Annotated in this window: 17 protein-coding genes and 1 riboswitch; of the genes, 8 read left to right on the forward strand and 9 right to left on the reverse strand. The window is 71.9% G+C overall.

The features are described from left to right. Positions 1-262: 262 nt before the first annotated feature. From ACZ4EF_RS29600 to ACZ4EF_RS29620, 5 genes are all read left to right on the forward strand, one after another. The gene (locus ACZ4EF_RS29600; protein ID WP_467507149.1) at positions 263-1111 is read left to right on the forward strand and encodes a lysophospholipid acyltransferase family protein; all 849 of its coding nucleotides are present in this window, start codon (positions 263-265) and stop codon (positions 1109-1111) included. Between the two features lie 25 nt (positions 1112-1136). Next, a complete protein-coding gene (macS, locus tag ACZ4EF_RS29605) occupies positions 1137-2426 on the forward strand; it encodes a MacS family sensor histidine kinase (protein WP_467507151.1) in 1290 nt (429 codons plus the stop codon). A gap of 54 nt (positions 2427-2480) precedes the next feature. Continuing rightward, the gene (locus tag ACZ4EF_RS29610) at positions 2481-3164 is read left to right on the forward strand and encodes a response regulator transcription factor (protein ID WP_355334202.1); all 684 of its coding nucleotides are present in this window, start codon (positions 2481-2483) and stop codon (positions 3162-3164) included. A gap of 71 nt (positions 3165-3235) precedes the next feature. Next, on the forward strand, positions 3236-4264 hold the full coding sequence (locus tag ACZ4EF_RS29615) for a 6-phosphofructokinase (RefSeq protein ID WP_355334200.1): 1029 nt from the start codon (positions 3236-3238) through the stop codon (positions 4262-4264). A gap of 154 nt (positions 4265-4418) precedes the next feature. Beyond that, positions 4419-5075 (forward strand): uridine kinase family protein, encoded by a 657-nt coding sequence (locus ACZ4EF_RS29620; protein ID WP_391159794.1) that lies wholly within the window; start codon positions 4419-4421, stop codon positions 5073-5075. An 84-nt stretch (positions 5076-5159) separates the two neighbouring features. On the opposite strand, the gene ACZ4EF_RS29625 is transcribed toward ACZ4EF_RS29620, so the two are convergent. Together ACZ4EF_RS29625 and ACZ4EF_RS29630 are read right to left on the reverse strand one after the other, a co-directional pair. After that, a complete protein-coding gene (locus tag ACZ4EF_RS29625) occupies positions 5160-7115 on the reverse strand; it encodes an anthranilate synthase family protein (RefSeq protein ID WP_467507154.1) in 1956 nt (651 codons plus the stop codon). Between the two features lie 262 nt (positions 7116-7377). Beyond that, positions 7378-10143 carry an N-acetylmuramoyl-L-alanine amidase gene (locus tag ACZ4EF_RS29630; RefSeq protein ID WP_467507195.1) on the reverse strand — a complete coding sequence of 922 codons (2766 nt, stop codon included), beginning with the start codon at positions 10141-10143 and terminating at the stop codon, positions 7378-7380. Positions 10144-10518: 375 nt separating this feature from the next. On the opposite strand from ACZ4EF_RS29630, the gene ACZ4EF_RS29635 reads away from it, so the two are divergent. Beyond that, entirely contained in the window at positions 10519-11868 is a 1350-nt protein-coding gene (locus tag ACZ4EF_RS29635) for a class II 3-deoxy-7-phosphoheptulonate synthase (protein WP_355334194.1), read from the forward strand. A 151-nt stretch (positions 11869-12019) separates the two neighbouring features. Continuing rightward, the gene (locus tag ACZ4EF_RS29640; RefSeq protein ID WP_391159792.1) at positions 12020-12349 is read left to right on the forward strand and encodes a (2Fe-2S)-binding protein; all 330 of its coding nucleotides are present in this window, start codon (positions 12020-12022) and stop codon (positions 12347-12349) included. Positions 12350-12406: 57 nt separating this feature from the next. Here ACZ4EF_RS29640 and bfr read toward each other — a convergent pair whose 3' ends face one another. Further along, entirely contained in the window at positions 12407-12886 is a 480-nt protein-coding gene (gene bfr, locus ACZ4EF_RS29645) for a bacterioferritin (protein ID WP_188284346.1), read from the reverse strand. Between the two features lie 159 nt (positions 12887-13045). On the opposite strand from bfr, the gene ACZ4EF_RS29650 reads away from it, so the two are divergent. Further along, positions 13046-13660, forward strand: a complete 615-nt coding sequence (locus ACZ4EF_RS29650; protein WP_355334188.1) for a sulfite oxidase-like oxidoreductase — start codon at positions 13046-13048, stop codon at positions 13658-13660. A gap of 4 nt (positions 13661-13664) precedes the next feature. Here the strand turns inward: ACZ4EF_RS29650 and ACZ4EF_RS29655 are convergent, their stop codons facing one another. From ACZ4EF_RS29655 to thiO, 6 genes are all read right to left on the reverse strand, one after another. Next, positions 13665-14210 carry a DUF4396 domain-containing protein gene (locus ACZ4EF_RS29655; protein ID WP_467507157.1) on the reverse strand — a complete coding sequence of 182 codons (546 nt, stop codon included), beginning with the start codon at positions 14208-14210 and terminating at the stop codon, positions 13665-13667. Positions 14211-14305: 95 nt separating this feature from the next. Then, positions 14306-15163, reverse strand: a complete 858-nt coding sequence (locus tag ACZ4EF_RS29660; RefSeq protein ID WP_355334183.1) for a deoxyribonuclease IV — start codon at positions 15161-15163, stop codon at positions 14306-14308. 40 nt (positions 15164-15203) lie between these two features. Further along, positions 15204-17192, reverse strand: coding sequence for a Stk1 family PASTA domain-containing Ser/Thr kinase (gene pknB, locus ACZ4EF_RS29665; RefSeq protein ID WP_467507159.1), 1989 nt, complete (start codon positions 17190-17192; stop codon positions 15204-15206). A gap of 228 nt (positions 17193-17420) precedes the next feature. After that, complete coding sequence (locus tag ACZ4EF_RS29670; RefSeq protein WP_355334179.1) at positions 17421-18233, reverse strand: thiazole synthase; 813 nt, start codon at positions 18231-18233, stop codon at positions 17421-17423. 3 nt (positions 18234-18236) lie between these two features. After that, the gene (gene thiS, locus ACZ4EF_RS29675) at positions 18237-18443 is read right to left on the reverse strand and encodes a sulfur carrier protein ThiS (protein WP_188284340.1); all 207 of its coding nucleotides are present in this window, start codon (positions 18441-18443) and stop codon (positions 18237-18239) included. Further along, positions 18440-19711 carry a glycine oxidase ThiO gene (thiO, locus tag ACZ4EF_RS29680; protein WP_467507162.1) on the reverse strand — a complete coding sequence of 424 codons (1272 nt, stop codon included), beginning with the start codon at positions 19709-19711 and terminating at the stop codon, positions 18440-18442. The genes thiS and thiO overlap by 4 nt, the downstream gene beginning before the upstream one ends. Continuing rightward, positions 19705-19819: riboswitch (TPP riboswitch) on the reverse strand. (Overlaps the previous gene by 7 nt.) Positions 19820-19912 lie beyond the last annotated feature (93 nt).

Here is a 19912-nt window from a genome sequence, read left to right on the forward strand (position 1 = left end):
GGGTCTCCTGTTCGAGGGCGCGATCGCGGGTACACGAAGGTGAGAGGTTCAGCGTACGCGGACCGGATACCAAGCGGTAAGCCCCGTCGGTGGCCGCGGCGAGCGTGGCCCGGGCGGCCGTGGCGTGACCATGGCACCTTCATGGCGGCGGCACGACGGTGCCGTGATGTCGTCACGGCGTGGCCGCGGTGCCGGGGTGCGTGGGGAGAGACCGGGCCCGACTGGCGTTAAGGTCTTCCCGTCGGCTACAGGAGGTCCTCGGTTGTTCTACGGTGCGATGAAGATCGCCATCGGCTCGCCGCTCAAGGCTGCCTTCCGCCCCTGGGTGGAGGGCCTGGAGAACATCCCCAGGGAAGGGCCGGCGATCCTGGCGAGCAACCACCTGTCCTTCTCGGACTCCTTCTTCCTGCCCGCGATGCTGGACCGCAAGGTCACCTTCATCGCGAAGGCCGAATACTTCACCTCCCCCGGGGTCAAGGGGAAGCTGACGGCCGCCTTCTTCAAGGGCGTCGGACAGCTCCCGGTGGACCGCTCGGGCGCGCGCGGCGCGGGCGAGGCCGCGGTCAAGAGCGGCATCGCGGTGCTGGAGCGCGGTGAGCTGTTCGGCATCTACCCCGAGGGCACCCGCTCGCCCGACGGCCGCCTCTACCGCGGCAAGCCCGGCGGGCTCGCCCGTGTCGCGCTGGCCAGCGGCGCCCCGGTGATCCCGGTCGCGATGATCGACACCGAGAAGGTGCAGCCGGTCGGCCAGGTGATGCCCAAACTCTCCATCCGCCCCGGCATCCGGATCGGCAAGCCGCTGGACTTCAGCCGCTACCACGGCATGGAGGGCGACCGCTTCATCCTGCGCTCGGTCACCGACGAGGTGATGTACGAGATCATGAAGCTGTCCGGCCAGGAGTACGTGGACATCTACGCCACCGCCGCCAAGCGCCAGATCGCCGAGGCCGCCAAGCGCGCCGCCGAACTGGAGAAGGCGGGGGGCCGCGACTCCGGTACGGGCGGGGAATCCGGTACGGGCGGGGACTCCGGCACCGGGGACTCCGGCTCCGGGGGAACCGGCGAGGGCGGCCCCGGCGACATAAAGCAGGAGCAACCCGCAGGCCAGTGACCGGCCGCGGGGGAGGGGACCCGGCATGAGGATGTCCGTCGAACAGCCGCTGTGGCGCGCGCTGGTCGCCTACCGTGTCCTGACCCTCGGCTACGCGCTGTCGCTGTACGTCTACGCGTACCACGACCTGCTGCACCCGCTCGGCGCGGGTGCGTACATGCTGGTGCTCGCGGTGTGGACGCTGTCCACGCTCGGCCGCGTGATGTCGGCCGAGCGCTGCACCAAGCGCTTCCTGACCATCGACCTCACGGTCGCGATCACCGGCATCCTGCTCACCGCCGTGGTCGACACCCAGGCCAGGATCGACTCGGGCTCCTTCACGCTGCCGTCGATATGGACCGCGGGCTCGGTGCTGGCCTTCGCCGTCAAGGGCGGCTGGCGGTGGGCCGCGGTCGCCTCCACGCTGGTCGCCGCCGCTGACCTGATCGAGCGCGGCACCCCCGGCCGCGACACCCTGCACAATGTCGTGCTGATCTGGGTGGCGAGCATCGCCATCGGCTATGTGGTCGAGGTCGCGCGGGCCAGTGAGCGCACCCTGGCCCGCGCCCTCCAGATCGAGGCCGCCACCCGGGAGCGCGAGCGGCTGGCCCGCGACATCCACGACGGCGTCCTCCAGGTGCTCGCCATGGTGCAGCGGCGCGGCAACCAGGCCGGGGGAGAGGCCGCGGAGCTGGGCCGGATGGCGGGCGAGCAGGAAGCCGCGCTGCGCACCCTGATCACCGGCGGCCCGCTGCCCGAGGCGCGCGGCGCCGGTGACGCCCTGACGTCAGGCCCGCACGACCTCACCACGCTCCTCACGCCGTACGCCTCGGCGAGCGTCACGCTGTCCGCGCCCGGCACGCCCGTCCTGCTCGCACCGGACGCGGCGGCCGAACTGACCGCCGCCGTGGGCGCGGCGCTGGACAATGTGCGCAAGCACGCGGGTGACGGCGCGCACGCCTGGATTCTGGTCGAGGACGAGCCGGACGCGGTGCTGGTCAGCGTGCGGGACGACGGCCCGGGCATTTCCGAGGGGCGGCTGGCCGCGGCGGAGGACGAGGGGCGGCTCGGTGTCGCCCAGTCGATCCGCGGCCGGCTGCGGGACCTCGGCGGCACCGCCGTGGTGGAGTCGGTGCCGGGCCAGGGCACGGAGGTCGAACTGCGGCTGCCCAGGGGGCCGTCGAAGAACACCGCGCCCGCTGCCGAGCCCGACCGCGCGCCCGTGTCCGAGCCCGGACCCCCGCCCGTGTCCGAGCCGGAGGACACCGACCCCGCACCCGTATCCGACCCCGCACCCGTATCCGGTATCCGACCCCGCGCCCGTATCCGGCCCTGACCCCGTGTCCCGGCCCGTGCCCGTACTCAGCGAGACAGAGGGAAGCAGGACCGCATGACCGATCAGTCCGTGACGGTGATGGTCGTCGACGACCACCCCATGTGGCGCGACGCCGTGGCCCGCGATCTGTCCGACTCCGGCTTCACGGTGGTGGCCACCGCGGGCGACGGCCCCGAGGCGATCAGGCGGGCGCGCGCCGCCCGCCCGCAGGTGATCGTCCTCGACCTCAACCTGCCCGGCGCCTCCGGCGTGCAGGTGTGCAAGCAGGTCATGTCGGACGACCCCGCCATTCGCGTCCTGGTGCTGTCCGCCAGCGGCGAGCACGAGGACGTCCTGGAGGCGGTGAAGTCCGGTGCCACCGGCTATCTGCTGAAGTCCGCGGGCCGGGACGAACTGGTCGACGCGGTGCGCAGGACCGCCGTCGGCGACCCGGTGTTCACACCGGGCCTGGCCGGACTCGTGCTCGGCGAGTACCGCAGGCTCGCGACCGTGCCGCCGCCCGCCACGACCGGCGAACCCGCCGCGCCCCGGCTCACCGAACGCGAGACCGAGGTGCTGCGGCTGGTCGCCAAGGGCCTGAGCTACAAGCAGATCGCGCAGCGCCTGGTCATCTCCCACCGGACCGTGCAGAACCACGTGCAGAACACCCTCGGCAAACTCCAGCTCCACAATCGCGTCGAGCTTGTCCGATACGCGATCGAGGCCGGTCTTGACGGCGACCTGGACGGCGACATGTGACCCAAGTCACGCTAGCTTGGCCGGTGTTTGTCACATCCGGCACAGCTGGCTTGCGACGAAGGGAAGAGTCCATGCGGGTCGGAGTTCTGACCGGCGGCGGTGACTGCCCAGGTCTCAACGCGGTCATTCGCGGCATCGTCCGTAAAGGCGTCCAGGAGTACGGGTACGAATTCACCGGCTACCGGGACGGTTGGCGCGGTCCCCTCGAAGGGGACATCGTGCCGCTCGACATCCCGGCCGTGCGCGGCATCCTGCCGCGCGGCGGCACCATACTCGGGTCCTCCCGCACTAACCCGCTCAAGGTCGAGGGCGGCGTGGAGCGCGTCCAGCGCAATCTCGTCGAACAGGGCGTGGACGCGCTCATCGTGATCGGCGGCGAGGACACCCTCGGCGTGGCAGCCACCCTCCACGACGAACACGGCGTCAAGGTCGTCGGCGTCCCCAAGACCATCGACAACGACCTCGACGCCACCGACTACACCTTCGGCTTCGACACCGCGGTCAACATCGCCACCGAGGCCATCGACCGGCTGCACACCACCGCCGAGTCCCACATGCGCGTCCTGGTCGTCGAGGTCATGGGACGGCACGCGGGCTGGATAGCCCTGCACTCCGGCCTCGCGGGCGGGGCCAACGTCATCCTCATCCCGGAACAGCGCTTCGATCTCGACCAGGTCTGCGCGTGGGTCGAGAGCCGCTTCAAGATCCGCTACGCGCCGATCGTGGTCGTCGCCGAGGGCGCCATGCCCAAGGACGGCGACATGGTCCTCAAGGACGGCACCCTGGACTCCTTCGGCCACGTCCGGCTCTCCGGGATCGGCGAATGGCTGGCCAAACAGATCGAGAAGCGCACCGGCAAGGAGGCCAGGACCACCGTCCTCGGCCACGTCCAGCGCGGCGGCACCCCCAGCGCCTTCGACCGCTGGCTCGCCACCCGCTTCGGCCTGCACGCCATCGAGGCGGTCCGCGACGGGGACTTCGGCACGATGGTCGCGCTGCGCGCCACCGACATCGTCCGGGTGCCGATCGCGGACGCCACCGCCCGTATCAAGACCGTCGATCCGCTGCTCTACGAGGAGGTCGGCGTCTTCTTCGGCTAGGGCTGCTCCCCGCCGGAAATTCTTTTGCCCGTCGCTTGCCCGACACCGCTTGTCACCAGCGATCTCCTCGCCCTATTCTCCCTCCACCCGGCATCGGACCTGTCCAGTCCCGCCGCTTCGTTTCCCCCCATTGAGCACATGAGGAGCGCCCGGTATGACGGGTGTGGCGAGTGGGCAGCACGTGCCCCTACTGGCGGTCGCAGGCGGCACCGCATCCGGCAAGTCCACGCTTGCCGAGGCGTTGGCGCGGCATGACCCGGAGACCGTCGGTCTCATCCATCTCGACGACTTCTACGTCCCCGCGCACGATCCTGTGCGCGGGGTACGTACGCGGAGCGCCTCGGGCGCCGACACGCTGGACTGGAACCATCCGGGTTCCATCGACGAGGGGGCCGTCACGGCGGCCGTCGACGCCGCGACCTCCGGCGGACGGTACCGGCTGGTCGTCGTCGAGGGCCTGTTCGCCCTCACCCTCCCCGCCGTCGTCGCCCGCGCCACCTGGCGCGTCTACGTCGACACGCCGGACGACATCCGGCTGGCCCGGAAGATCCTCCGCAAGATCGACGTCCTCGGCCAGGACCCGCGGCTCTCCCTCCTCAACTACCTTCAGAGCGGACGCGAACGCCACGCGGCCTACGTCGCCCCGTCCAGGGCCCGTGCCGATCTCGTGCTCGACGGCACGGCGGACGGCGCGTCGATGCTGCGTGCGGTGACCGCGCTCATGACGCTGCCCCCGAGGAGTGCGGGGAGCTGCGCGATCAGCCACAGCGTGGCGGCACTCGCCCCGCAGGCCGAGCCGCTCGCGGTCTGATCCCTCCCACCGGCCGGTGGGACGTGGCCGCGCGGTTCCTCGCGCCCCTGAGGAACGAGGAACCGCCGCCCGCCGGGCGGACCTTCAGGTTGCGACCGTCACCGACGTCAGCAGCTCGGCCACCACGGCGGGGCCGTTCAGGGTCAGGACGGACTCGGGGTGGAACTGGACGCCGGCGAAGCCGGGGCCGCGCAGGGCGTGGACGTCGCCGGTGGCGGGGTCCAGGCTCAACTCGACCTGGTGCATGGCCAGTTCCTCCGCGACGGCGGAACCGGGGGCGCAGCGGGCGGTGAAGGTGTTGTAGAAGCCGACGGTCTCGGGGCGCCCGAAGAAGTCGATCCGCTCCTGGGCACCCTGCGCGGGACGCGCCTTGCGGACGATGTCGAGGCCGAGTTCGGCGGCGAGCAGTTCGTGGCCGAGGCAGACCCCGAGGATGCCGTGCCGGTGCCGGGCGACGAGATCGGCCGCCAGGCCGCGCAGCAGCCGCATCTTGGGGTCGGCGGTGTCCGACGGGTCGCCGGGCCCGGGGCCGAGGACGACCGGCCCCGGGTGGCCCAGGGCGGTCTCCCGCAGACCGGGCTCGTCGAAGCGCCGTACCGTCACGGCCAGCCCCGAGGAGCGCAGGACGTGCGCGAGCATCGCGGTGAAGGTGTCCTCGCCGTCCACCACCAGCGCGTGCCCGGCCGGCGGCGCCTCGTCCGTACGCGCGGTCCGCATCCGCAGCCAGAACGGGGCGAGGTGCGCCCGCCGGGCGTCCAGCGCCGCCCGTACCCGGATGTCGTCGGCCAGCCTCGGCCGTGCCCCGCTCGCCGGGGCCGCGGGGGCCGGGCGGACCCCGAGGGCGGTCAGCACCCCGGCGACCTTGGCGTGGGTCTCGGCGACCTCGCCGTACGGATCGGAGTGCCGGACGAGGGTCGCGCCGACCGGCACCTTCAGCTCCCCGGCCGGGGAGATGTCGGCGGTGCGGATGAGGATCGGCGAGTCCAGGGTCTGCGCGCCGCCCGCGTCGCGGCCGAGCAGGGCGAGCGCGCCCGCGTAGTAGCCGCGCCCCGCGCCGTCGGGCCCGACCGGCTCGTAGCGCTCGATGACCCGGCACGCGTTCTGCACCGGTGAGCCGGTCACGGTCGCGGCGAACAGCGTCTCGCGCAGCACGTCCCGCACGTCCATGGTGGAGCGCCCGCGCAACTCGTACTCGGTGTGCGCGAGATGGGCCATCTCCTTCAGCCGCGGGCCGACGACGACCCCGCCGAGGTCGCCGACGGTGCACATCATCTTCAGCTCCTCGTCCACGACCATCGTCAGCTCCTCCACCTCCTTCGGGTCGTGCAGGAACGCCAGCAGCCCCTCGGCCGACGGCCCTTCGGCCGGATAGCGGTAGGTGCCGCTGATCGGGTTCATCACCACCGCGCTGCCCGACATCCGTACGTGCACCTCGGGGCTCGCCCCGACCAGGGTCCGCTCGGGCGTGTGCACCACATACGTCCAGTACGCGCCGCGCTCGCCGCGCAGCAGCCGGGCGAAGAGCGCGAGCGCCGCGTCCGGGCCGTGGTCGGCGACCGTGCCCCGGAAGGTGCGGCGGATCACGAAGTTGGCGCCCTCGCCGCGCCCGATCTCGTCCTCGATGACCCGCTCGACGATGCCCGCGTACGTGTCGTCGTCCACGTCGAAGTCGCCGCCCTCGACGCGTACCTCGCGGTCGGGCAGCGCGGCCAGCAGGTCGGCGAGCGCGAACGCGTACGACTCGTCGGGCCGCAGGACGGTCAGCGGGGTGCCGTCGTCGTGGACGTCGAAGCCGCGCTCGCGGATCTGCCGGAACGGGACGAGGGCGAGCGCGTCGGTGGCCGGGGAGCCGTCGGCGGGCGCACCCGTCGGCAGCGGGATGTCGGCCAGCCGCTCGACGGACCCGACCGGGCCGAGCAGCACCTCCACCACGGCGTCCGGGCGGCCGGGCGTACGGCGGTGCAGCAGCGCGAACGGCGGGCAGCCGGGGGCGGTCAGGCGCTCGACGAGGGCGTGCGGGGTGGGCTGGGTGACGTGCACGGCGGTTCCTTCCAAGGGAGTTCGGAAGGGGCGGCCGGCCCGGCGGGGAAACGCCGAAGGCCGCCCCTGGGGGCGGCCTTCGCGAAGTGTCGTGCGCGCGATCAGTGGGCCGCCGGAGGAGCGGTCCACCACCAGTTCTGGTTCAGCGACTGAATCGTCGTTGTCGGCGCGTTCATACCGCCGACCTTAGCGCACGGCCCGCGGGTGGGACAGCCGGTTCCACCCGCGGGCCGGGCCCGTGGTCACGCGCGGCGGCGGTGGGTCAGAACAGCAGGTTGTACGCGTTCCAGCCGCCGCCGATCTGGGACTTGGCAGCGAAGGGTCCGCCCGTCGCCGTCCCGGTGCCCTTGTAGAACCACAAGGTGCCCGAGGCGTCCCGCGCCACGGCGTCCGGCTTCCCGTCGCCGTTGAGGTCGCTGACCCCGACGATGGTGTTGTACGCGTTCCAGCCGCCGCCGACCTTCACCCGCGCCGCGTACGGGGCGGTGGGGCTGCCGGTGCCCTTGTACAGCCACAGCACACCGGCGGTGTCGCGGGCCAGCAGGTCCGCCTTGCCGTCGCCGGTGATGTCACCCGTGCTGATCAGCATATTGAAGATGTTCCAGCCGGGGCCGATCTTCACCTTGGCCGCGAACGGCGCCGCCGGGTTGCCCGTGCCCTTGTACAGCCACAGGTTGCCCGAGGAGTCGCGCGCGATCAGGTCCGGCTTGCCGTCCCCGGTGATGTCCCGGGCGCCGATGATCATGTTGTAGACGCCCCAGCCCGCCCCGGTCTTCAGCCGCGCCTTGAACGGCCCGGACGGCTTGCCGCTGCCCTGGTAGTACCAGAGCACGCCCGAGGTGTCGCGGGCCACCAGGTCACCGGTGCCGTCCGCGCGCAGCGCGGCCATCGCGGTGACCGTGTTGAAGATCTGCCAGCCGGGACCGACCTTGAACTTCGTGTAGAAGGGCGTGGTCGCGCTGCCCGTGCCCTGGTACTGGTACAGGCCGCCGGAGGCGTCGCGGGCCAGCAGGTTGTAGCGCGTGGTGCCGGAGTCCGCCGCCGTGCTGGTCTTGAGCTGGACGTCGCTGGCCTTCACCCAGGCGATCCGGTGGTTGTACCGGATCGGGTAGAAGAGGTTCGTCTTGCCCTGCACCAGCGTGCGGTCACCGGCCGCGGTGCCCGCGAAGGTCCCCGCGAACCAGTAGTCGCCCGCCTTCTGCACACCCGCCGTCGGGTACGCCTGCCCGGACAGCACGCTGTACTTCGTCAGCGACGCGTTGTTCTGCGACTGCACCGGCACATTGGTGCCGGTGTACGCCGCGTCCTCCGGGTACGCCCGGCCGTAGACCGGGATCGAGGTCGCGCCGGTCTTCGGGGTGATCACGCTGGTCGGCGCGACGACCGAGGTGTACTGGCCGCCGGGGTTGCGGAACCACAGCTTCTTGCCGCCGTACCAGATGGCCGTCCAGTCGTTCTGCGCCTCGGCGACGACGTAGGCGCCGCCCGCGAGGACCTTGTTCGACCAGTTGGAGCCCTCGGTCGGCAGCGGGCCCGTACCGACGTACGGGTCGGTCGGCTGCGCGGCGGTGGTGGACGGCGAGGTGTACAGGTACAGGAAGTTCGCGGGCTGCGCGGCCACCGCGGTGCCGCCGTTGGTCAGCTTCGGCTGGTTCGCCGTGCTGTACGGCGGGACGACCCGCACGAGCTGGCCGGCCTTGACCGGACCGCCCGCGCCGCCGGCGCCGTCGGGCGCGCCGAGCAGCGACATGTAGTGGTTCCAGTCGAAGAACGGTCCCGGGTCCCAGTGCTGCGCGCTGACGTTGGTGTCGAGCACGCCCGGCACCTCGTCGTGGCCGATGATGTGCTCACGGTCCAGCGGGATGTTGAACTTCGCGGCCAGGTACTTCACCAGCGTCGCCGAGGACTGGTACTCCTGCTCGGAGACCCACTGGCCGTTCTTGATCGCGTAGCCCTCGTGCTCGATGCCGACCGAGTGCATGTTCACGGTCTTGTTGGCAGCGTGCCACGCCTCGTTCTTGGTCTCCACGGCCTGGGCGACCTGGCCCTGGCCGCCGACCACGTAGTGGGCGCTGGCGTACCGGGACACGTCCTTGAACGTCGCCAGGGTGCCCGCGAAGGTGCCCTCGGCGTCGTGGATGACGATGTAGCGGATGTCCTCGCCGTTGGCGGGCCGGTTCGACTCGTTGTAGTTGCCGAAGTCGTCCGCCGCGGAACCGGCCTTGGCGTAGGCGGCCGGGTCGAAGGTGCAGTGCAGCTCGGCCGGGCACTCCGGAGTCGGGACGGCCGCCGTGCTCGCGAACGTCGCCGTCACCGGGACCTTGGCGGGCTTGACCACCCGCACCGTCGGGTCCGCGGGCAGCGTCAGCGACTGGCCGTCGGTGGTGACCCGGCTGACGCCGGTCTTCACCGAGCCCAGCACGCGCTCCGCGAAGAGCTGCGCGCCCTGCGGGTCGGTCGACTGGCTGTAGCGCGCGATGCCCGCGTACCACTGGCCGGGGTCGGCCGGCAGCGAGCCGGTGGCCTCCTTCTGGTACCGCGCGAGCAGCGCGGCGCCCGCGCGGACGCTCTGCCGCTCGTCGGTGCGTACGTCCTCTTGCGAGGTACGGGTCAGCTTGGCCGCCGCGTCCAGCGTGTGCAGCCGCGGGTCGTCGGTGTTCACCTTCGCCGGGTCGGACCTGAGCGCCCGCGCGGCGTTGAAGTGCTTGGTGACCACCGGGTCGCCGCTGAGGTTCACCTCCGCCAGCTTGTCGGCGGTGCTCGACTCCTCCAGGTCCTCGGGCTCGACCTGGGTCAGCCCCATGACGTTGTACGCGCCCGTAGTGCTCGGCTGTCCGTTGTGCGCTTCCCACAGCGTCTGCTGGTACGAAACGGCCATCAGCACGCTCTGCGGGACCTTGAACTCCTTCGCCGCGGACGCGAAGGCGTCCTGCAACGAGGTGGTGGAGCCATCCGCCTTCGCGTCCGTCCCGCCCCCGGATGACGGTGTCGCGATGGCGATGGTGCCGTAGGTGGCGACGGAGGCCAGCACGACGGCGGCGGCTCCGTAAGCGATCAGTGATTTCTTCCGGCGGTGTCTACGTGTCAACGCGCAGCCCTCGGCTATTCCGGCACGCGAGTCGCGCGCCCTCCCCTTGATGACCGCGGGGTTTGGCGGTCACCGGCCCTGGGGCCGGTCCGGCGGATCGCGAACGGCCCCTTCGGCTGCTGGACCGCTCGTGCAATCAGCCCGACGGGCCTAGGCGGCCAGACATTAGCAGTCACGGAAGGGGCAGGAGTGGACCGGGTCCGTGTCGCCCGCCGGACCTTTCGCCTCCGTTTTCGACCGATGGTGGCCACCGGGTCCGTCTCACTTCCTGAGCGGGGCCATAAGCACGTGACACGACCCCGTAATGTTGGGCCCGTGACCGTGAACGCAGATATCCACGCCGGTGACAACACCTGGCATTCTCTTCCCGCGGCGCAGCAGCCTGAGTGGCCCGACTCCGAGGCTCTGCGCGATGTGATCGCCGACCTCGCCTCGTATCCGCCGCTCGTCTTCGCGGGGGAGTGCGACCAGTTGCGCAGTCGCCTGGCGGCTGTGGCCAAGGGTGAGGCGTTCCTGCTCCAGGGCGGTGACTGCGCGGAGGCGTTCGACGCCGTCGGCGCGGACCAGATCCGCAACAAGCTCAAGACGCTGCTCCAGATGGGAGCGGTGCTCACCTACGCGGCGTCCGTGCCGGTGGTCAAGGTCGGCAGGATCGCCGGGCAGTACAGCAAGCCGCGCTCCAAGCCGACCGAGACCCGCGACGGCGTGACCCTGCCGACCTACCGCGGCGACTCGGTCAACGGCTTCGACTTCACCCCCGAGGCCCGCATCCCGGACCCCGAGCGGCTCAAGCGGATGTACCACGCGTCCGCGTCCACGCTGAACCTGGTGCGCGCCTTCACCACCGGCGGTTACGCCGACCTGCGCCAGGTGCACGCGTGGAACCAGGACTTCGTCAAGTCCTCGCCGTCCGGGCAGCGTTATGAGGCGCTGGCCCGCGAGATCGACAACGCGCTGAATTTCATGGCCGCCTGCGGCACCGACCCGGCCGAGTTCCGCACGGTCGAGTTCTACGCCTCCCACGAGGCGCTGCTGCTCGACTACGAGACCGCGCTGACCCGTACCGACTCGCGGACCGGCCGGCTGTACGACGTGTCGGGCCACATGGTGTGGATCGGCGAGCGGACCCGGCAGCTCGACGGGGCGCACATCGAGTTCGCGTCCCGGATCAGCAACCCGATCGGCATCAAGCTCGGTCCCGGCACCAGCCCGGAGGAGGCGCTCTCCTACATCGAGCGCCTCGACCCGGAGCGCGAGCCGGGGCGGCTGACCTTCATCGTGCGGATGGGCGCCGACAAGGTGCGCGACAAGCTGCCGACGCTGGTGGAGAAGGTCACCGCGTCCGGCGCGCAGGTCGCCTGGGTCTCCGACCCGATGCACGGCAACACCTTCGAGGCGGCCTCCGGCCACAAGACCCGGCGCTTCGACGACGTGCTCGACGAGGTCAAGGGCTTCTTCGAGGTGCACCACGCCCTCGGTACGCACCCGGGCGGCATCCACGTCGAGCTGACCGGTGACGACGTCACCGAGTGCGTCGGCGGCGGCGACGAGATCTTCGTCGACGACCTGCACCAGCGGTACGAGACGGCCTGCGACCCGCGGCTCAACCGCAGCCAGTCGCTGGACCTGGCCTTCCTCGTGGCCGAGATGTACCGCGGGCAGTAGCGCGCGGCGGCCCCACCGGCCGTTTCGTCCAGAGGGGCGCGGATCACACCGATCCGCGCCCCTCGGCGCTTTTCCTGACCAGGGGCGCCGGGTAAGGTAAGGGTAACCTCAGCTCCTGAGGCACTCCTGGGCCCTGATCGGCGGTGACCGCGTGTACGTCTGCTCCTGCTTCGGCATCACCGAGCAGCAGGTCAAGCAGCACGCCGACGACGGCCGCTGCACCCCGCGCCAGATCGCCTCCGCCTGCAAGGCGGGCACCGACTGCGGCTCCTGCGTCAAGCGCATCCAGGGCCTCCTCGGCCGCGGCGCCGCCCCGGCCACCACCCGCACCCAGCGCCTCGCGGCGATGCTCGCGGACGCCCGCGGCGCGGAGCAGCCGGCCGCGGCACGGGTCGAGCCGGACGTCCCGGCGGCGGCCCGCGCCGAGCGGATCGCCGTGCCCGGCGCCAACGAGCCGCCCGCCGCCGCGCAGGCGGCCTGACCGGGGCCGCGAAGCGCGGCTACGGCACCGCGGCGCGCCGGCCGGCGGGACCGTCCGTCAGGATTCCGGCTGCTCGATGAGCTGCGCGATGTACAGCGGCTCGCCCAGCTTCTCGACCAGTTCGAGCTGGGTGTCGAGGTAGTCGATGTGGTGCTCCTCGTCCTCCAGGATCGACTCGAAGATGTTCGCCGAGGTGATGTCGCCCTTGGCGCGCATGACCTCGATGCCGCGCCGCAGGCGGTCGATCGCCTCGACCTCGACCTGGCGGTCGGCCTGGAACATCTCGGTGACCGTCTGGCCCACCCGGACATGGAAGAGCCGCTGGTAGTTCGGCAGCCCGTCGAGGAAGAGAATCCTGTCGGTCAGGATCTCCGCGTGCTTCATCTCGTCGAACGACTCCGACCGGGTGTACTTCGCGAGCTTCGTCCAGCCGAAGTTCTCCTGCATCTTCGCGTGCAGGAAGTACTGGTTGATCGCGGTCAGCTCAGCGGTCAACTGTTCGTTGAGGAACTCGATGACCTCGGGGTCGCCCTGCATGGCAACGCCGTCCTTCCGATCGGGCTGTCAGGTTCCGCGCATCTTCGCACTGCTCAGGCATCTGATCCAGTAAGTGCAGGCTTACGTTCCGGGGCCCGGCTTGCCCGGAAAGACCCCGCCCGGTCGGAAGCATCACGCCCCGTCTGTCACCATGGAGACATGGGTCAGTCCGAACGCCAGACGGGGGAGCTTCCTCCGGGGCAGCGGATCCAGCGGGGCTGGCCGGTCACGCACTACGGCCCCGTACCCCGTTTCACAGCGGACCGCTGGGAGTTCCGGGTCTTCGGCGCGACCGCCGACAACGACAAGACCTGCTGGAACCACGAGGAGTTCTCCGCGCTGCCGTATGCCACGGTCGTCGCCGACTTCCACTGCGTCACGAAGTTCTCGATGCTCGGCATCGAATGGGGCGGGGTTTCCACCGATACCGTGCTGAAACTGGCGCCGCCCGCCGACGACGTCACGCATGTGATGGTGTGGGCCGAATACGGATTCAGCTCGAATCTGCGGATCGAGGACTTCATCGACGACAAGTCGATATTCGCGACCCATAAGGGCGGCGAACCCCTCACCGCGGAACACGGATTTCCGGTCCGCCTCGTCGTCCCCGGCCTCTACGCCTGGAAGGGCCCCAAATGGGTCCGCGGGGTGGAGTACATGACGGCGGACCGCCGCGGCTTCTGGGAGGAGCGCGGCTATCACAACCTCGGTGACCCCTGGAACGAGCAGCGGTACTCGTACCAGGAGGAGCCGGGCGACGGGCCCGAGCTGTAGCGGCTCAGTGGTGGTACTGGTGCACCACCGCGTGGCCCTTGCCCCGCCCGATCAGCCACTTGTTGACCGGGGTCGTGACGGCGAAGGCCACCACGAAGGAGAGCGCCAGGCTCACCCAGAACAGGGCGTCGGCCAAGGTCGCGTCCATGGCGCCGGGGAAGACCAGGATCGTGCCGTTGTCGGCCAGCTCCATGAAGATGATCGACACGGTGTCGGCGGCGAGCGCCACCCGCAGCGCCGAGCGCGGGTCCAGGCCCGCGCGCAGCACGCCGCGCATGGTGAGCGAGTAGCCGAAGACGAAGGCGAGCACGATCGCCAGCAGCATCGTCCGCACGTTGTCCCAGCCGAGCGCCGTGCCGATCAGCATGCCGAGGACCTCGCCGATGGCGCAGCCGGTGAGGCAGTGCAGCGTCGCCTGGGCGGCCGTCCGCCAGCCCGCCCCGCCGCCGCTGCCGCCGTGGCGCGCGTGCGCCGCGTGGTCGTGAGCTGCCTGGCCATGAGCTGCCTGATCGTGCGCCGCGTGGTCGTGGGCCGTGTGCTCGTACGCCATGGGATGTCCCCGTCCTCAGGAAGTGCGTGCGGTGCCTTGCGGTCAGCACAACCACATACCCCCTGGGGGTATTCCTGAGGGGCCGGGAACAGCCCCTATCCGCGCAGCTCCTTCAGCAGCTTCACGTCCGACGCGTGCCCCTCGGGCCCGCCCGGCGTCTCGATGACCAGCGGCACGCCCTCCGTCGCCGGGTGCCGCAGCAGCTCACGGAACGGCTCCGCGCCCAGATGGCCCGCGTCGATGTTCGCGTGCCGGTCCTTGCGCGCCCCGCACACGTCCTTGCTGCCGTTGGCGTGCACCAGCCGCAGCCGCCCCTCGCCCGCCGTCGCCGCCAGTTCGTCCAGCATCGCCGTCATCCCGCCGGGCGCCGCCATGTCGTGCCCCGCCGCGAAGGCGTGACAGGTGTCCAGGCACACCCCGAGCCGGGGATGCCGGTCGAGCGCCGCCATGTACGGGCCCAGGTCCGCGACCAGCGAGCACAGCGAGGAGCCCTGCCCCGCCGTCGGTTCCAGCAGCAGCCACGGGTCGTCGTCGTGCGTCAGCTCGTCCAGCAGCGGCCGTACCCGCTCGCGCACCTGCGCCAGCGCCACCTCGCGGGTCCTGCCGCCGGTCGCCGAGCCGGTGTGCACCACCACGCCCAGCGCGCCGATCGCCCGCGCCCGGCGCAGCGAGTGCCGCAGCGACTCCACCGAGCGGTCCACCGTCGCCTCGGTGTGCGAGCCGAAGTTGATCAGATACGGCGCGTGCACGTACGCGGGCAGGTCCAGCTCCGCGCAGCGCGTCCGGAACTCCTCGTCCTGGGCAGGGCTGCCGGGCGGAGTCGCCCAGCCGCGCGGATTGGCCGCGAAGACCTGGACGGTCTCCGCGCCGATCCGCTCCGCGTACCCCAGCCCCACGGTGGCCAGCCCGCCGGCCACCGGCACATGGCTGCCCACCGGATTGCGCGACCGCATCAGCCCGCCGCACCCGTCGGCGCGTCCGTCACCACACGCATCAGCGCACCCAGATGGTGATCGTCGCGCCCTTGGGCGCCTGCCCGCCGCCGTCGGGGGACTGGCTGAAGACGGTGTCGCCGAAGAACACGGTGATCACCCGGACGTCGAAGCCCGCGTCCTGGAGGATCTGCTTGGCCTCGTCCTTCTTCTTGCCCGTCACGCCCGGCACGTCGAACTGCTGCTGGCCCTTGGACACGGTGATCGTCACCGTGTCGCCGGTGCCGACCTGCGTCCCCACCTCCGGGGACGCCAGCGCGACCTGGTCCTTGTCCGCGACGTCGGAGAACACCTTGTCCGGCGCCAGGACGACCTTCAGACCCGCGTCCTCGATCTGCTGCTGCGCGTCGGTGACCGAGTCGCCGATCACGTCCGGCACGTCGACCGGAGCCCCGCGCGACACCTTGATCGCCACCGGGGTGTCGGGCGCCCGGCGGATGCCGCCGGCGGGGTCGGTGGAGACGACCTGACCGCGGGGCACGTCCTCGCTGAACTCCTGGGCCACCGTGCCGGGCGTCAGACCCGCGTCCTTCAGCTCCTTGCGCGCGGTCTCCAGCGGCTTGCCCCGGACGTCGGGCACCTGGACCTGCTGCGGGCCCTTGGAGACCTTCAGCGTCACCGTGCCGTTGTCCCGGACGCGCTTGCCGGGGCCCGGATCCGTCGAGATCACCTTGCCGCGCGGCACCGTGATCGAGAAGTCCCGTGTCACCTTCGCGCGCAGCCCCGCCGCGTCCAGCTTCTTCTCCGCGTCGGCCTGCGACAGCGCCAGCACCGCGGGCACCTTCGTGAACTGCCCGTCGCTGATGTACCAGACGCCCGCGCCGACCCCGAGCAGCACCAGCAGCGCCAGCACCACCGCCAGCGGCCCGCGCCGCCGCGGCGCACCGTCCCCGCGGCCCCGCCGCCGCGGCTGCCGCGGACCCGCGGGCGGCTCCTCGGGCGGCGGGGGCGGCAGCAGCAGCCTGCTCGTACGGTTCATCTCGCCGCTGTCGGCCGCCGCCGGTACCGGCGGCGCGGACGCGGGCATCGGCTCCGACGCGAAGGCCGCCGACGGATAGCGGTGGACGACGCTGGTCGGGTCCTCGGACCCGGCGCCGCTCATCTCGCCGATGGTGTCCGCGGGCTCGCGGTCCAGCTGCGCCGGGGTCAGCGCCGCCCGCACGTCGCGCACCTCGGCCAGCAGGTCCACGGCGTCCGCGGGCCTGCCCCGCGGGTCACGGCAGGCGGCCCGCGCCACCAGGGCGTCCAGCGCGGGTGCCAGACCGGCGACGACCGAGGACGGGGCGGGCACGTCCTCGTTGAGGTGCTGGAACATCACCTGCGCGGGCGTCGTCCCGTCGTACGGCTTGCGGCCGGTCAGCGTCTCGTACAGCACGACCCCGCACGCGTACACATCCGTGCGCTGGTCGACCACGCCGTGCCCGATCTGCTCGGGGGCGAGGTACGAGACGGTGCCCAGCAGCGAGCCGGTCGACGCGCTGGTCTGAGTGTCCACCGCCCTGACCAGGCCGAAGTCGGCGACCTTCACGCGGCCGTCGTCCCCGATCAGCACATTCTCCGGCTTCATGTCGCGGTGGACCAGGCCCGCGCGGTGTGCGGCGCCGAGCGCCGCCAGCACCGGCTCCATGATGTCCAGCGCCGCCCGCGGCTGGAGCGCCCCGCGCTCGCGCACCACGTCGCGCAGCGTGCAGCCGGCCACGTACTCCATGGCCAGATACACGTAGGTGCCGTCGGCGCCCTGGTCGAACATCCCGACGACATTCGGGTGTGCCAGCTTCGCCACGGCTTTGGCCTCGCGGATGAAGCGCTCGACGAAGCCGGTGTCGGTCGCCAGGGCCGGGTGCATCACCTTGAGCGCGAGCACCCGGTCGAGGCGGGTGTCCACGGCCCTGTACACCGTGGCCATCCCCCCGACAGCGATGCGCGCCTCGACCCGGTAACGGCGGTCGAGCGTCTGCCCGACGAGCGGGTCCTGCACGGTCGTGTCCACGATCGCCGATTCTACGAGGCCGGAATGCCCCGAACGGCGCTGCGCGCCCGGTCTGTACCCCACCTGTTGCGTGCCGCAACGCTTCCGTGACCTCCCGTCCCCCTGCCCGGGGTCGGCGCCCTTCCCCGGGGCTCCGCCCCTGTACGGCCCTCCACGGAGGGCGGCGGGCCGATCCTTCAAGGGTCGCGGTGGGCACGTCCTGTGCGCGGTGGACGCGGGGCCCTGGACCTAGAAGGCGGGGCGTTCGGGGTCGAGGGAGGGGAGACCTTCGGGCGGGGAGGAGGGGAGGGCGAAGTGGCGGCGGGGGATACGCCCGGCACGAAAGGCCAGGCGCCCGGCCGAAACGGCGTGACGCATGCCCTCGGCCATGAGAACCGGCTGCCGCGCCCGCGTGACGGCCGAGGCCAGCATGACGGCGGCGCACCCGAGTTCCATGGCGAGCGCGGCGTCGGACGCCGTCCCCGCCCCGGCGTCGAGGACGACGGGAACACCGGCCCGCTCGGTGATGAGCTGAAAATTGTGCGGGTTGCGGATTCCGAGCCCCGACCCGATCGGCGACCCGAGCGGCATGATCGCCGCGCACCCCACATCCTCCAGCTTCCGCGCCAGCACCGGATCGTCGCTGGTGTACGGCAGCACCGTGAAGCCGTCGTCCACCAACGTCTCGGCGGCGTCGAGGAGTTCGACCGGATCGGGCAGCAACGTCCGCTCGTCCGCGATGACTTCCAGCTTCACCCAGTCGGTGCCGAGGGCCTCACGCGCCAGCCGCGCGGTCAGCACGGCCTCACCGGCCGTGAAGCACCCGGCGGTGTTGGGCAGCACACGGATGCCGTGCCGCCGCAGCACCGACAGCACCGACCCCTTCGTCGTGGGGTCGAGCCGCCGCATGGCGACGGTGGTCAGCTCCGTACCGGACGCGAGCAGCGCCTGCTCCAGCACCTCCAGGCTCGGCGCCCCGCCGGTCCCCATGATCAGCCGCGAGGAGAAGACGGCGTCCCCGATCCGCAACGGGTCGCTGACGTCGACAGCGGAAGTCGTCATCCCTCAGCCCCCCTGCACGGCGGTGAGGATTTCCACGCGGTCACCGTCGGACAGCGGCGTCGCCGCCCACCGGGTGCGCGGGACGACCGTCTCGTTGAGGGCGGCGGCCACGCCGGAGGCGGCCGGGGTGAGGTCGGCCACCAGGGCGTCGAGGGCGAGGGGCGCGGGCAGGGAGCGGCGCTCGCCGTTCACCAGGACCGTGATCGTCATACGGTCTGCTCCTCACGCGCGGCGGCGGCCGGGGGACCGGATACGGGGAAGACGGGCACCGGGACGGCCGCGAAGCGGGAGGCGGCGAACGGCCGCGCGTACGCGGGCAGTTCGTCCGTGACCAGCGCCTCCGCCATGATGTCGCCGGTGATCGGGGTGAGCAGCACGCCGTTGCGGTGGTGGCCGGTGGCCAGCAGCAGGCCGTCCAGCGCGCCGCGGCCGAGGAGCGGGGCGTTGTCCGGGGACCCCGGCCGCAGGCCCGCCAGGGTCTCGGTGAGCGGCAGTTCGGTGATGCCGGGCACCAACTCGTGGGCGTCCCGGAGGAGTTCGTAGACCCCGCCCGCGGTCACCGTGGTGTCCCAGCCCAACTCCTCGCTGGTCGCGCCGAGTACCAGCTCCCCGTTCTCGCGCGGCACCAGGTACACGTGGCTGCCGCGCACCACCGCCCGGACCGTACGGGACAGGAACGGCGCGTGGCCCGGCGGGATGCGCAGCCGCAGGATCTGCCCCTTCACCGGCCGTACCGGCGGCAGCGCGGCCTCGGGCACGCCCGCGATCCGGCCGCTGTCGCTGCCCGCGGCCAGCACCGTACGACCGGCCGTGACCGCCGTACCGTCGTCGAGCAGCGCGCCGACGGCCCGGCCGCCCGAGATCTCGACGCGGGCCACCGCCGAGCGGTGCAGGACCACACCGGCCAGCTCCGTGGCCCGCAGCAGCGCCGTGGCGAGACGGCGCGGGTCGACCTGGTGGTCGCCGTCCACCCGCAGTCCGCCGCGGACACCGGGGGCGAGCAGCGGTTCGAGGCGGCGGCAGTCCCGGCCGCTCAGCCACTCCGAGGGCAGGCCCAGCGAGGTCTGGAAGGCGTGCAGATCGCGCAGGTGCGCGCGGTCGTCGGCGTCCAGCGCGACGGTCAGGGTGCCGCAGGCGCGGAAGCCGACGTCGAGGCCGGTCGCCTCGGTCAACTCGGCCACGAAATCCGGGTATCGGCGCGCCGACGCCAGATTGAGGTCCAGCAGCGTCTGCTCGCCGTACTGCGATTCGGTGACCGCTGCCAGCATGCCCGCCGCCACCCGCGCCGCGCCGCCGCCGGGGTCCGGGTCGGCCACGGCGGTCCGCAGGCCGCGCTGCGCCGCCCGCCAGGCGGTGACCAGCCCGATGATGCCGCCGCCCACCACCAGGACGTCGTACGACGCCGCCGCGCGGGAACTCCGCGGCGCGGCCGTCGGAGCCGCCGGTCCGCTCGGCGCCGCCGGTTCAGGTGTACCCATCGAATACCGCCCTCCCTTCGCCGGAATGACCCGGATCAGGTTCGTACGGTCGGCGGCCGTCCAGCCGCCCTCTCAGCCCGGTGCGTCCGGGCTCCCGCGTGTTCTCTGGCCCCGACACCATATCCCCGCCCGCCGCCCGGGGGTGGCCCGGCGTCGTCGGCGGCCCGTACCGACTACCGTGAATCATGTGAACGACGTCGT

The sequence above is a fragment of the Streptomyces sp. NPDC025721 genome (assembly GCF_055558595.1).